Origin of the sequence: Roseococcus suduntuyensis (assembly GCF_014196305.1) — a bacterium.
GTDB lineage: Bacteria > Pseudomonadota > Alphaproteobacteria > Acetobacterales > Acetobacteraceae > Roseococcus > Roseococcus suduntuyensis.
In genome coordinates, this window is sequence record NZ_JACIDJ010000001.1 from 901320 (window position 1) to 914599 (window position 13280).

Below are 13280 nucleotides of genomic sequence, written 5' to 3' on the forward strand. Positions count from 1 at the left end.
GATGCAGAACAGCGAACCCGTCTGGCGCCACGTGGATGAGAAGGCGGGCCCCGCCATCGAGCTGTCGGACCGCGTCTGGGGCATGCCCGAGCTGGCCTACAACGAACACCGCTCCGCCGCCGAACACACCGCCTACCTGCAGGCCGAAGGCTTCCGCGTGACGGAGCAGCTCGCCGGCATCCCCACCGCCATGATGGGCGAAGCCGGCGAGGAAGGCCCCGTCATCGCCATCCTGGGCGAGTTCGACGCGCTGCCGGGCCTGTCCAACGAGGCCGGCGTGGCCCAGCACACCCCCGTCCCGGGCGACGGCAACGGCCATGCCTGCGGCCACAACCTGCTGGGCGCGGCCAGCCTGCTCGCCGCCACCGCGGTGAAGGACTACCTGGCCGCCAACGGCATCAAGGGCCGCGTGCGCTACTATGGCTGCCCGGCCGAGGAAGGCGGCGCCGCCAAGGGCTTCATGGCCCGCGCCGGCCTGTTCGACGATGTGGACATCGCCATCTCCTGGCACCCTTCCGCCTTTGCCGGCGTGAACGAGCCCATCTCGCTCGCCAACACGCGCATTGACTTCACCTTCCATGGCCGCGCCAGCCACGCCGCCGCCGCGCCGCATCTCGGCCGCTCCGCCCTCGACGCGGTGGAGCTGATGAGCGTGGGCGTGAACTACCTGCGCGAGCACATCCCCTCCGAAAGCCGCATCCACTACGCCTATCTCGACGCCGGCGGCGTGGCGCCCAACGTGGTGCAGGCCAAGGCGAAGGTCCGCTACCTGATCCGCGCGGCCGATGTGCAGAGCCTGAACCGCCTGGTGACGCGCGTGCGCAAGATCGCGGACGGGGCCGCGCTGATGACCGAGACGCGGGTGGAGACGCAGGTGATTTCCGCCGTGTCCAACCTGCTCGGCAACACGCCGCTGGAGCGGCTGATGCAGGACAGCCTGGACCGCCTCGGCCCGCCCCCCTTCGACGCCGAGGACATGAAGCGCGCCGCGGAATTCCAGGCGACGCTGAGCGAAGAGGACATCGAGAGCGCCTACAAGAAGGTGGGCATGCCGCGCACCGACTCGCCGCTCGCGGACCGCATCGTGCCGCTCGACAGCCCGCGCGCGCCCATGGTGGGCAGCACGGATGTGGGCGATGTGTCCTGGAAGGTGCCCACCGTGCAGGCGCGGGGTGCGACGCATGCCATCGGCACGGCGCTGCATTCGTGGCAGGCGACGGCGCAGGGCAAGCTGCCCCACGCGCACAAGGGCATGGTGCATGTGGCGAAGGTGATGGCCGGCACGGCGGTGGACGCGCTGAAGCGCCCCGAGATCATCGCCGCCGCCAAGGCCGAGCACCACGCCAAGACGGGCGGCGTCTATCACTGCCCGCTGCCCGAGGACGCCACGCCGCCCATCGGCATGTCGCTGACGGTCTGAGCCTGACGGGGCGGCGCAAGCCGCCCCCCATGAACGAGGTTGGGAGGACGCCATGAAGGTGGTGCGGGATGCGGCGGCGCTGGCCGCCGCCGTGGGGGAATGGCGGGCCGCCGGGCAGCGCGTGGCCGTGGTGCCCACCATGGGCTACCTGCACGAGGGGCACCTCGCCTTGGTGGCGCGCGCCCGCGAACTGGCGCCGCGCGTGGTGGCGACCATCTTCGTCAACCCGACGCAATTCGCCCCGCATGAGGACCTCGGCCGCTATCCGCGCGACGAGGCGGGGGACATCGCGAAGCTGGAGGCGGCGGGGTGCGACCTGCTCTTCGCGCCGCCGGTGGAGGTGGTCTACCCGCCCAGCTTCGCCACGCGCATTGCCATGGAAGGCCCGGCGCTGGGGCTGGAGGGCACGCACCGGCCGCAGATGTTCGGCGGCGTGGCGCTGGTCTGCACCCGGCTGTTCGGCCTGACGCGGGCCGATGTGGGCGTCTTCGGCGAGAAGGATTGGCAGCAGGTGATGGTGATCCGCCGCGTGGTGGCGGACCTGGCGCTGCCCATCGAGATCGTGACAGTCCCCACCGTGCGCGCGGCGGATGGCTTGGCCCTGTCCTCGCGCAATGCCTACCTGGATGCGGGCGCGCGGGCGAAGGCGGTGGCGCTGCATGCGGCGCTGGTGTTCGCGGCGGAGCGGTTGCGCGCGGGCGAGACGGCGGGCGAGGCCTGCGCGGCGGCGGAGAAGCGGCTGCTGGAGGCGGGGTTTGACCGGGTGGATTATGTGGCGGTTCGGCGGGAGGGGGATTTTTTTGAATTGGACCGGTTGGAGGGGGCTGCGCGGGTGTTGGGGGCGGCTTGGTTGGGGAGTGTGCGGTTGATTGATAATTCGACAACATAACGTACATGTTTGGCGCACAGCGGATTGTCAGAACGGTGGAGGTATCTTTATTTCCTCCTTATGATCGTAATCTAAATCGTCTGGATCAAGCGCATTATTGACGTTTTCATATTCACTTACATCTACGTTGGCGAATGCAAGCGGCAATGCGTTGTGATTTATGATATTGCTATTTGCTAGAGAGCTTTCCACGAAAAATGCCTCTTGCAAATTTATTCTATTAAAGGCGGGCCATTCTTGTGCCTTCCATTCATAAAATATCGGCCAATCTTCACGGCTATCCTCAGTAGGTTGAAGCCTTTCAAATGGCAAGGCGTACTCTTCAGCGCCCCAATTAAGGCGATGATGCGCATGATCCAAGGCTGCAATGACCGATAGCGCGTGGCCACTTTTCATGATACTGAGAAGGAGGTCACTATGAATATCGATTTCGAGTATATTCGCGGCATATATGGTCCAAATTATTTCGGAGTCATGGCGAAGATCGGCATGAATACGAATAAATCTGTCGAATACATCTGACCATAATTCTTCATCGATGGCGCCAAAAGTAAATTTCCGCCATATCAAAATAGCGTATACATAATCGCAGCAATGACTGGAAATTTGCATGAACCGCAATAAGTACGGCTCGATTATATGCCAATAAAGACCTTTCTTTCCCCACTTATCTATTTTTCTTAATGTATATTTTAACGCACCATCGTCGTTTGATTTCTTCACGTACTGCAACGCAAATTCTAAGGCATCACGCACCTTCTCGGGTTTCTCTGACATCGACTCCACAGCGTGGTCAAATCGTAAATCGATTTCTGCTATGCCAAGATCAATAAAATCAAAGTTAGAGTCAAAAATCTTTGTTTTGCTTTCATTTATATCAAGCTCAAAGCTTTGTATGGCTGTTCTATAGAATCCCAGAATAGATTCAGCAGTTTCGTAGCTATGGGCACCAATCCATACGTCATCAACATGGCGAACAATAGTTGCAGATCGATCTAAAATCAGATTTTTAGCCGTTAAATCTATCGCGCAAGAGACGATTTCCGCGGTAATTCGAGAGGCATCTGGCCCTACGGGTATCCCAATTGTTTGACCATCTTGCCCGTTCCTAAATATTCTATCTAGTTGATTAAATAAAAGAGAGTCAGTTTTATTTGCTTTCGCTTGCACTTTCCCATGAACCGCCCATGGGATGGTGTGCGTATAAAGAGAGTGATAAAATCGCGAAATGTCAGTCTTCGCAATGTATCGGTATCTTGATAGTTTTTCGAGCTTTGTTTGATCCATTTCATGCTGTGAAGTTATTACCACAGCCCGCCGCGAACTAGGCAATACTTGGGGGATTGAATAAGAGAAAGTGTCCTGACTGAATATTTGTGAGACATCGCGCCAATTACGCTCTAAAAATAAAGAGGAATTATACGCCATTGATGGGTGAATTGCAGAAAAAATTCGCCTATGTCCGCCCCGTTTTGAAGCGTTATATGGGGAATGCTTATTTAATTTTTTTGATAAATCGCTTCCTGAATAATATTCGGCGAGTCGGGTGCCAAGTAGATGCGATCCAAACGAAGGGGGAAGATTTTCTGGCAGCATCCCTTTTCTGAGTAGATCAAGCTTCGAAATAATGTCCATTCCAGCCACCACGCTTGTATGCAGGGAAATTAGCTTTGAGCGTTACCGGGCACAACGTGTTTCGGCTGCCATTAGCCACCCCAAACCCCCCTCCTCACCGCCCCAGCCGCCAACACCCCATAAGCCGTAATTCCCAGCGCCACCGCCAAAAACTGCCCCGCCATCCCCATCCCCACCACGTCGCTCAGCAGCCACCCACCCACCACGGCAATCCCCAGCCGCGAAAAGCCGGCCACCACCGGCCAGCCCATCTTCCCCGCGCCCATCGCCGCGAAATACATCGCCATCCCCAGGCCGAAGCCGCCAAAGGCCGGGCCGATCCAGCGCAGCGCCTCCGCCGCGATGCGCGCCACCTCGGCGTCCGAGGCGAACAGCATCGCGAACCCCATCGGCCACACCGCGACACTCACCCCGATGGCCGAGCACAGCGCCAGCGCCATGCCCCCGCCCACCCAGGCCGTGCGCCGCGCCGTCTCCCAATCGCCCCCGCCCACCGCGCGCCCCACCAGCGCCGTCAGCGCCGAACCGACGCCGAAGGCCAGCGGGATCATCATGAATTCCAGCCGCGCCGCCACGCCATAGGCCGCCACCGCCGCCGCCCCATGCACCGCCAGCCGCGCCGTCACCAGAATGGTGGTCAGGTTCGCCACGAAGGCCAGCAGGCAGGCCGTGGCGCCCACGGCCAGGATGCGCTGGAACCGCGCCCAGCGCAGCGGCACGCGCAGCTTCACGGCGAAGCCCGCCGCCCCGCTCGCCACCACCGCCGCCATGACGCCCGCCGCCACCCAGAAGCACAGCGCGAAGCTCAGCCCCAGCCCCACCAGCCCCATCCCCAGCGTGTCCGCCAGCAGGAAGCCCAGCGCGGGGTAAGCGAGCCAGGCCAGGTTCAGCACCCGCGCCGCCAGCCCATGCCGCCCGCCGCCCCGCAGGATGGAGGCCAGCGTATTGGCCAGCCAGGCCGGAATGGCCCCCAGCCCGAACATCACCGCCGCATAGGGCGCGCCGGCCGCGGCGGCCACCGGCCCGCCGATCCAGCCCAGCACCGTCCAGGGAAACACCGCCAGCACCACCACGAACATCATGGCGAAGCCCAGCGCGATCAGCAGCGCGTGCAAAGCCAGCGCCGCCGCTTCCTCCGGCTGCTTCGCCCCCAGCGCGCGGGCGATGGCGCTGACCACCCCGCCCCCCATCGCGCCCGCCGACATCTGCCCCAGCAGCAGCGCGAAGGGCAGCACCACCGCCCAGCCCGCCAGCGCCTCGCGCCCCAGCCGCGCCGCGATCCAGGTCTCGACCAGCAGCGCCGCCACTTGCAGCGCCGAGAGCAAGGTGGTCGGCGCCGCCAGCGCCAGGATGCGTCTGGCCAGTTCGCGCGCGCTGGGCCTCATGCGAAGCGCTCCGCGGCGAAGGGCGAGAGGTCCGTGTTCGGGGTCGGCCCCAGCATGGCCCCCGCGATCAGCGCGCCGGTGGGGGCCGAGGCCGTCAGCCCCAGATGCCCATGCCCGAAGGCGCACCACAGCCCGGGATGCGCGGCCACCGGCCCCATCACGGGCAATGTGTCGGGCAGGCAGGGGCGGTGGCCCATCCAGTGCGGCTGGGCGCCTTCCGTGCGCGCCTGCGGATAGACCTTCCGCAAATCCTCCAGCAGCAGGGCGGCGCGGGCCGGGGTGGGGGGCGCCTCGGTGCCGCCGAACTCGACGGTGCCGGCGATGCGAAGCCCGCCCTCCATGGGGGTGATGAAGGCCTTGCGGTCGGCCGGCACCAGCGGGCGGGTGGGCATGACGCCGGGGTCGGGCAGCATGACGTGGTAGCCGCGCTGGCTCTCCAGCGGGATATGGATACCAAGCGGCGCCAGCAGCCTCGCCGACCAGGCGCCGGCGGCCAGCACCACGCGGTCGGCCGGCAGCGTCTCGCCGCCCGCGCGCACGCCCACCACGCGCGGGCCATCGGTGGCCAGCGCCTCGACGGTCGCGCGGCGGATGGTGCCGCCCATGCGCTCGATCCCGCGCGCGACGGTGCGGGCGTGGCGCAGCGGGTTCACGCAATGGCTTTGGTCGGGGAGGAAGACGCCGACCCGGTAGGCCTCCGCCACGCCGGGTTCCAGGGCCAGCACCCCGGCGCGGTCCAGCACCTGCGTCACCTGGCCGTATTCGCGCCGCAGCGCCCAGGCGGCGTCGTCCTTCTTCAGGTGTTCGGCGTCCCGGTAGAGGTAGAGCTGGCCGTGCTCCTGGATCAGGTCCAGCGCGCCCTCTGCGGCGAGGATTTCGCGATGCCGGTCCTCGGCGCCGCGCAGCAGGGTGGCCATGCCGGCGGCGATCTCGCGCACGCGCTCGGGCTTGGCGCTGAGGACGAAGCGCCACAGCCAGGGCAGGGCGGCGGGCCAGTAGCGGGCCGGAATGTGCAGCGCGCCCTTGGGGTCCAGCAGCATGGAAGGCACCTGCTTCAGCACGCCCGGCATGGCGAGCGGTGCCACCGATCCTGCCGAGATGGCCCCGGCATTGCCGGAGGAGGTGCCCTCGCCCGGCCCATCACGGTCCAGCAGCGTGACCCGGGCCCCTCCGCGCGCCAGGTGCCAGCCGACGCAGAGGCCGACAATGCCGGCGCCCACGATGATCACATGTTGCGGAGGTTCCATTGGGGGATGCTTGCCCAAAGCCAGGCGCACGTGAAGCCGTTGACCCCGTGCCCAGGCGCGCGGAAGGTCCATGCCGGGACAAGGGGACACGCCATGAACGCCACGCACCAATCCGTCCGCGCGCAGATCACCGCCATCCTGCTGGCCTGGGGCAGCCCGCCGGCGCTGGCCGAGACCACGGCCGAGGTGATGACCGAGACGGACCTGATGGGCGTGGACAGCCACGGCATCTCGATGCTGATGGGCTATGAGGAATTGCTGCGCCTGGGCCAGCTGCGCATCGCCGGCCAGCCGCGCGTGGCGCGGGAATTCGGGGCCACGGCCCTGGTGGATGGCGGCGACGCGCTGGGCCACCCGCCCGCCGTCCTGGCCATGCGGATGGCGGTGGAGAAGGCGCGCATCCATGGCATCGGCGCGGTGGGCGTGGTGAACAGCCACCATTTCGGCGCGGCAGGCTATTATGCCCGGATGGCGGCGGCCTCGGGCTTTGTGGGGATGGTGTTCTCCTCCACGCGCGGCATCAGCATGGTGCCGCCGCGTGGCGCGGAACCGGTGCTGGGCACCAACCCCATCGCCTTCGCGGCGCCCAATGGCGAGGGGCAGCCCATGGTGCTGGACATGGCCACCACCACCGTCGCGGCGAACAAGGTGAAGGTCTATCACCTGAAGGAGAAGGACGTGCCGCCCGGCTGGGTGGTGGATGGCGCGGGCAACCCCGTGACGGACCACGCCGAGGCCAACGACTACGTGTTCAAGCGGCAGGAAGGCGGGCTGACGCCGCTGGGCGAGCACAAGGGATACGGGCTGGCGCTGATGGTGCACATCCTGGCGGGCACCATGGTGGGCGCCAGCTTCTCGCCCATCCGCAACCGCAGCCAGCGCAGCGACGAGCCGAACAATATCGGCCACATGATGCTGGCGCTGGACCCGCGCGCCTTCCGCGACATGGACGCCTATACGGCCGACATGGCCGGCGTTGTGGAGGTGCTGCGCGGCGCCCGCCCGGCCAACCCGGAGGAACCCGTGCTGATCCCCGGTGATCCGGAGGACATGTCGCGCACGGAGCGGCTGGAAACGGGCATCCCCATCCCGGCGAGCCTGGAGCGGCATGTGCGGGAGATCGCGGAACGGGCAGGGGTGCCCTTCGTGCTGGAGGCGGTGCCCGGCGCCTGAGGGCCGGGAACATCACCCCGCCGCCTTACTAACTTACCATCTTACGATCTTACCGCGGGGAAGGTGCCGACCCCGCGGCGTCGGCCTAGCTTCATGCCAGGAACGCCCTGAAAAGTCAAGAAAATCATGGCATGCCAGTGGCCCTGGAGCGGGTGCGACGCTGCCACCTCCGCCAGGTAACGCCGCCTTGCGAGGATGCGCCGGCACAGCCGGCGCCGCGCCCGGACCGACCGCACGGCCAGCGCGCCTTACGCGGCGCGCAAGCCAAGCGGCCGGAGGCCGCGCCCGGCGCTTGAGGGTCAAAAAATCAGTGTCGCCTTGCGAGGATGCGCCGGCACAGCCGGTGCCGCGCCCGGACCGACCGCACGGCCAGCGCGCCTTACGCGGCGCGCAAGCCAAGCGGCCGGAGGCCGCGCGTCACGCGAAGGCGTGCCTCCGGCACGACGCGCTTGAGGGCTTAAAAAATCACACCGAACGGAGTTCGGTGTGAAAGCTCTTCGCCACGATCCGCCAGCCCTCATTCGTCTTCAGCAGCAGCAGAAAGTCCGTGAAGTAGCGCGGCGGGATGCAGCAATTCACCTTCACGCAGGCCGCGTCATCGCCCGCCATGTCAATCGCCAGGATGCGGTCCTCCCGCGCCAGCCCCTGCGACTGCGGCGAGGGCCGGCCCTTGATGGCCGTCAGCCAATCGGCGCGGGGGAAGTCCACCACCTCGCCCTTGGGGGCGCTGTAGAGATGCGCGCAGGGGTGGAAGGCGGCGGCGATCTTGTCGGCATCGCCCTCGTGCAACCCGTCGAGATAGGTGCGGACCACGGCCTCGATGGCGGCGAGGGCGGGCAGGGTCATGGAACCTTCGGGCATGGCGTCCTCCTGTCGTGTTCCTGGCAACATGCCACAGGTGCAGGGCTTCCGCACGCGGGGATGACGGGGGAGTATGCCGCCCAGGAGGACCATCCATGGCCAGACCAGCCCACAAGGCGGCATTCGACCAGCGCCCACCCCTGACGGAGACCACGCCATGAAGGACGTGCAGGCCCTGGTGTTCGACGTGTTCGGCACGGTCGTGGATTGGCGCAGCGGCGTGGCCCGCGCGCTGGCCGAGTTCCTGCCCGCCCGTGGCGGCGCGCATCTCGACCCCTTCGCGGTGGCCGATGCCTGGCGCCGCCGCTACCAGCCCGCCATGGAGGAATGCCGCGCCGGCCGCCGCCCCTTCACGCGGCTGGACGTGCTGCACCGGGAAAACCTGGAACTGGTGCTGAAGGACCATGGCGTTGACCTCGCCTCCTGCACCGAGGCCGATCTGGACCACCTGAACCGCGCCTGGCACCGGCTGGACCCCTGGCCGGACGTGCTGCTCGGCCTCTCGCGGCTGCGTCGCAAATACTTCCTGGCGCCGGCCTCCAACGGCAACATCCTGCTGCTGGCGAACATGGCCAAGCGCGCGGGCATTCCCTGGGATGCGGTGCTGGGGGCCGAGGCGACCCAGGCCTACAAGCCGCAGCGCGAGGCCTATACCCGCACCGCCGAAATCCTGGGCCTAGCGCCGCACCAAGTATGTCTTGTCGCCGCGCACAATGGCGATCTGCGCGCGGCGCGGAAGGCAGGGCTCGCCAGCGCCTTCGTGGCACGGCCGACCGAGCATGGGCCGGCGCAGGGCACGGACCTCGTGGCTGAGGACCCGTGGGATTGCGTGGCGGAGAGCTTCGTGGACTTGGCGGCCAAATTGGATTGTTGACCGCGTCCGATCGCCGCAGGCGTGAATCGGCCGCGCAGTTGCTTCACGCCGCCTGCTTCGCCACCTTCAGCACGTTGGAGACCAAGCCCCGCGCGGCCTTGATCCGCGCGTCGAACGGCAGTTCGCGGGCCAGCACCATCTTCCCGTCCGGGCGCAGCACCACCACGCCCTTCTGCGCCTGGACCCAGTTCACCAGCCCGCCCGGATTGGCGAAGCGCCCCTTGTGGAAGGCCAGCACCACGCCCTTGGGGCCGGCATCCACCTTCTCCACGCCGGCGGCGCGGCAGGCGAGCTTCAGCGCCACCACCTGCAGCAGGTTCTCGACCTCGGGCGGGATGGGGCCGAAGCGGTCGGCGAGTTCGGCGGCCATGGCCTCCACCTCGCCCTCGGTGGCGAGGCTGCCGATGCGGCGGTAGAGGCCGAGGCGCACCGGCAACTCCTGCACGTAGCTTTCCGGGATCAGCACGGCGAGGCCGAGGTTGATCTGCGGCGTGAAGTTGCCCTCGGACTCGCGCTTGGCGCGGGAGCCGGCGCGCAAATCGGCCACCGCCTCCTCCAGCATCTCCTGGTAGAGCTCGATGCCGACCTCGCGGATCTGGCCCGACTGTTCCTCGCCCAGCAAATTGCCCGCGCCGCGGATGTCGAGGTCGTGGCTGGCCAGCGTGAAGCCGGCGCCGAGATTGTCCAGCGTCTGCATCACCTCGAGGCGCTTCTGCGAGGTGGGCGCGAGGCGATGATGCGCGGGCCAGGTCAGGTAGGCATAGCCGCGCTGCTTGCCGCGCCCCACGCGGCCACGCAGCTGGTAGAGCTGGCCGAGGCCGAACATGTCCGCGCGATGGATGATGAGCGTGTTCACCGCCGGCATGTCGAGGCCGGATTCCACGATGTTGGTGGCGAGCAGGATGTCGTATTTGCCATCCGCGAACTCGGTCATCACCTGTTCAAGCTCGGTGGCGGAGAGGCGGCCATGCGCCTGGACCACGCGTGTCTCGGGCGCGATCTCGGCCAGGCGCTCGGCCATGCGGGCCATGTCCTCGATGCGCGGCACCACGCAGAAGATCTGGCCGCCGCGGAAGCGTTCGCGCTGGATGGCCTCGCGCAGCACCAGCCCGTCCCAGGGCATGATGAAGGTGCGCACCGCCAGGCGATCCACGGGCGGGGTCGCGATCACGCTCATTTCCCGCACGCCGGAGAGCGCCAGTTGCAGCGTGCGCGGGATGGGCGTGGCGGTCAGCGTCAGCACATGCACGCCGGCCTCCAGCTCCTTCAGCCGTTCCTTGTGCTTCACGCCGAAATGCTGCTCCTCGTCCACGATGACGAGGCCGAGGTCGGCGAAGGTGATGCCCTTGCCCAGCAGCGCATGGGTGCCGACCACGATGTTCACCGTGCCATCGGCGAGTGCGGCCTTCACCTCGGCGGCCTCCTTCGCCGTCACCATGCGCGAGAGCTGCGCGATCCGCACCGGCAGGCCTTCGAAGCGGGCGGTGAAGGTGCGGTAGTGCTGGCGGGCCAGCAGGGTGGTCGGCACCACCACCGCCACCTGGGAACCGGCCATGGCGACGGTGAAGGCGGCGCGCAGCGCCACCTCCGTCTTGCCGAAGCCCACATCGCCGCAGATCAGCCGGTCCATGGGGCGGCCGGCGGCGAGGTCCTCCAGCACGTCGGCGATGGCGCGGCCCTGGTCTTCCGTTTCGGCATAGGGGAAGCGGGCGCAGAATTCGTCGTAGCTGCCTTCGGGGGGCGCGATGACGGGGGCCTCGCGCGTCTGGCGTTCGGCGGCGATGCGGATGAGGCCGGCGGCCATGTCCGCGATGCGCTGCTTGGCCTTGGACTTGCGCGCCTGCCAGGAGGCGCCGCCCAGCTTGTCCAGCGCCACGCCCGCCGTCTCGGTGCCGAAGCGCGAGAGGATTTCGATGTTCTCGACCGGCACGAACAGCTTGTCGCCGCCATCATAGATCAGGCGCAGGCAGTCATGCGGGGCGTTGCCGACATCGAGCGTGGCCAGGCCGTCATAGCGGCCGATGCCGTGGTCGCCATGGACCAGCAAGTCGCCCACCTCGATCTGCGTGGCGTCGGCGATGAACTGGTCGGCGCGCTTGCGGCGGCGGGCGGGGCGGGCGATGCGCTCGCCCAGCAGGTCCTGCTCGGCGGTGATGGAGAGGCCTTCCGCGAGGAAGCCGCGTTCCAGGCCCAAGATGCCCACGCCCACCACGCCGGGGGCGAGCTTCTGGAAGGCGTAGTAGTCCTCCACCGGCTCGGCCGGCACGCGGTTTTCGCGCAGCAGCGTGACCAGGCGCTCGCGCGAACCACGGGTCCACGCGGCCAGCATGGGGCGGCGGCCGCGGCCCTGCTCGGTCTCGGCATGGGCGGCATAGGCGCGGAACACGTTCTCGCCGGCCTGGCGGATGTCCACGAACAGCCGCCCCGGCCGCCCGCCGGCATCCATTCCCGCGGCGCCCGAGGCCTGGGCGAAGGGCGAGAAGCGCAGCACCTGCAACCCGTCCAGCATCGCATCCCAGCCGCGCTGATCCAGATACAGCAGGCGGGGCGGGGCGGGCCGGTAGGGCACCTCGTTCTCGTTGAGGCGGGAGGGGGTGCGGCGGGCCTCGTAGTGGTCCGCGATCATCTCCAGCCGCGCGGCCAGGGCGTCCTCGGCCTGGTGGTCCAGGCTGACGCTGGCGCCGGGGAGGTAATCCAGCAGCGTCTCCATGCCGTCATGGAACAGCCCGGCCCAATGCTCCATGCCCGGATGCCGGCGCCCGGCGCTGATGGAGGCATAGAGCGGGTCCTCGGCCGAGGCATTGCCGAACAACTCGCGGTAGCCGACGCGGAAACGTTCGATGGAGGCGGGGTCGAGAAACACCTCGCCCACCGGTCGCAAGGTCAGCCGGTCCACCTGGGCGCCGGAACGCTGGGTGCCGGTGTCGAGCTTGCGCAGGCTCTCGATCTCGTCGCCGAAGAAATCAATGCGGAGCGGCTCCGCCTCGCCCGAGGGGAAGAGGTCCAGGATGCCGCCGCGCTGCGCGTATTCGCCCGGCTCCATCACGGTGCCGGTGCGGTTGTAGCCGTTGGTTTCCAGGAATCCCGTCACGGCTTCGATCGCCACGCGGCCGCCCTTGCGGAGTGCCAGCGCCGCACCGGCGAAGACCGCGCGGGGCGGCACGCGCTGCACCAGGGCGTTGATGGTGGTCAGCACGATGCGCGGGCGGGCGGCGGGCGCCGCCAGTTCGGCCAGCGTCGCCACCCGCTCGGCCACGATCTCGGGGTTGGGCGAGACGCGGTCATAGGGCAGGCAATCCCAGGCCGGCAGGCGCAGGATCTCGGCCTCGGGCATGAAGAAGGCCAGCGCATCGGCCAGGCGGGCCATGCGGGCATCGTCCCGGCACACATGCAGCACGGGGGCCTGGCTTTCCGCCCGGCGCGCCCGGATCAGCAGGGCGTCATAGCCCTCGGGCGTGCCGTGGACGTCCAGTGTCATCGCAGGTGGTCCGGCTTGCCCGCGCCGGGGGTGGCCGATTCGGCGGCGATCCGCAGCAGCAGGGGACCACGCGCCTCGGGCGGGATGGGGCGGCGGCCGGAGAGCCAGTCCGCGAGGTCCACATCGGGCATTTCCAGGATGGCCTCCAGCTCCTCCAGCGCGGCCGGGTCCAGGCTGGCGATGTGGCGGCGGACGAAGCCGCCCAGCATCAGGTCGCATTCCTTGGTGCCGCGGTGCAAGGCGCGGAACAGGAGGCGGCGTTGGCGGGGCGGAAGCTCGGGGGTTTCGTCAGTCGGGGTCACGGGTGGCATATAGGGG

General features: G+C 67.5%; 10 protein-coding genes. 4 read left to right on the plus strand and 6 right to left on the minus strand.

The window, feature by feature from the left end:
* Nucleotide 1 precedes the first annotated feature (1 nt).
* A complete protein-coding gene (locus tag GGQ83_RS04220; RefSeq protein ID WP_184382329.1) occupies nucleotides 2–1420 on the plus strand; it encodes a M20 family metallopeptidase in 1419 nt (472 codons plus the stop codon).
* A gap of 52 nt (nucleotides 1421–1472) precedes the next feature.
* Entirely contained in the window at nucleotides 1473–2309 is an 837-nt protein-coding gene (panC, locus tag GGQ83_RS04225) for a pantoate--beta-alanine ligase (RefSeq protein ID WP_184382330.1), read from the plus strand.
* A gap of 27 nt (nucleotides 2310–2336) precedes the next feature.
* On the opposite strand, the gene GGQ83_RS04230 is transcribed toward panC, so the two are convergent.
* From GGQ83_RS04230 to GGQ83_RS04240, 3 genes are all read right to left on the minus strand, one after another.
* Nucleotides 2337–3944: an RNA-directed DNA polymerase gene (locus tag GGQ83_RS04230; protein ID WP_242535037.1), complete on the minus strand. Its 1608-nt coding sequence runs from the start codon at nucleotides 3942–3944 to the stop codon at nucleotides 2337–2339.
* Between the two features lie 71 nt (nucleotides 3945–4015).
* The gene (locus GGQ83_RS04235; RefSeq protein ID WP_184382332.1) at nucleotides 4016–5329 is read right to left on the minus strand and encodes an MATE family efflux transporter; all 1314 of its coding nucleotides are present in this window, start codon (nucleotides 5327–5329) and stop codon (nucleotides 4016–4018) included.
* Complete coding sequence (locus tag GGQ83_RS04240; RefSeq protein WP_184382333.1) at nucleotides 5326–6576, minus strand: NAD(P)/FAD-dependent oxidoreductase; 1251 nt, start codon at nucleotides 6574–6576, stop codon at nucleotides 5326–5328. The genes GGQ83_RS04235 and GGQ83_RS04240 overlap by 4 nt, the downstream gene beginning before the upstream one ends.
* A gap of 93 nt (nucleotides 6577–6669) precedes the next feature.
* Between GGQ83_RS04240 and GGQ83_RS04245 the strand changes: the two genes are divergently transcribed.
* Nucleotides 6670–7749, plus strand: coding sequence for an Ldh family oxidoreductase (locus tag GGQ83_RS04245; RefSeq protein WP_184382334.1), 1080 nt, complete (start codon nucleotides 6670–6672; stop codon nucleotides 7747–7749).
* 465 nt (nucleotides 7750–8214) lie between these two features.
* Here the strand turns inward: GGQ83_RS04245 and GGQ83_RS04250 are convergent, their stop codons facing one another.
* Nucleotides 8215–8610, minus strand: coding sequence for a nuclear transport factor 2 family protein (locus tag GGQ83_RS04250; protein ID WP_184382335.1), 396 nt, complete (start codon nucleotides 8608–8610; stop codon nucleotides 8215–8217).
* A 157-nt stretch (nucleotides 8611–8767) separates the two neighbouring features.
* Here GGQ83_RS04250 and GGQ83_RS04255 point away from each other — a divergent pair, with 157 nt between their 5' ends.
* On the plus strand, nucleotides 8768–9484 hold the full coding sequence (locus GGQ83_RS04255) for a haloacid dehalogenase type II (protein ID WP_184382336.1): 717 nt from the start codon (nucleotides 8768–8770) through the stop codon (nucleotides 9482–9484).
* 43 nt (nucleotides 9485–9527) lie between these two features.
* Here the strand turns inward: GGQ83_RS04255 and mfd are convergent, their stop codons facing one another.
* A complete protein-coding gene (gene mfd / locus GGQ83_RS04260; RefSeq protein WP_184382337.1) occupies nucleotides 9528–12962 on the minus strand; it encodes a transcription-repair coupling factor in 3435 nt (1144 codons plus the stop codon).
* Nucleotides 12959–13264: an FAD assembly factor SdhE gene (locus GGQ83_RS04265; RefSeq protein ID WP_311727180.1), complete on the minus strand. Its 306-nt coding sequence runs from the start codon at nucleotides 13262–13264 to the stop codon at nucleotides 12959–12961. Before GGQ83_RS04265 ends, mfd begins: the two co-directional genes overlap by 4 nt.
* Nucleotides 13265–13280: the final 16 nt, after the last annotated feature.

Bases quoted from the DNA above. Each gene is read 5' to 3' on its own strand.
- panC (WP_184382330.1), top strand. From the start codon at position 1,473: ATGAAGGTGGTGCGGGATGCGGCGGCGCTGGCCGCCGCCGTGGGGGAA.
- GGQ83_RS04235 (WP_184382332.1), bottom strand. From the start codon at position 5,329: ATGAGGCCCAGCGCGCGCGAACTGGCCAGACGCATCCTGGCGCTGGCG.
- GGQ83_RS04240 (WP_184382333.1), bottom strand. From the start codon at position 6,576: ATGGAACCTCCGCAACATGTGATCATCGTGGGCGCCGGCATTGTCGGC.
- mfd (WP_184382337.1), bottom strand. From the start codon at position 12,962: ATGACACTGGACGTCCACGGCACGCCCGAGGGCTATGACGCCCTGCTG.
- GGQ83_RS04230 (WP_242535037.1), bottom strand. From the start codon at position 3,944: ATGGACATTATTTCGAAGCTTGATCTACTCAGAAAAGGGATGCTGCCA.
- GGQ83_RS04220 (WP_184382329.1), top strand. From the start codon at position 2: ATGCAGAACAGCGAACCCGTCTGGCGCCACGTGGATGAGAAGGCGGGC.
- GGQ83_RS04250 (WP_184382335.1), bottom strand. From the start codon at position 8,610: ATGCCCGAAGGTTCCATGACCCTGCCCGCCCTCGCCGCCATCGAGGCC.
- GGQ83_RS04255 (WP_184382336.1), top strand. From the start codon at position 8,768: ATGAAGGACGTGCAGGCCCTGGTGTTCGACGTGTTCGGCACGGTCGTG.
- GGQ83_RS04245 (WP_184382334.1), top strand. From the start codon at position 6,670: ATGAACGCCACGCACCAATCCGTCCGCGCGCAGATCACCGCCATCCTG.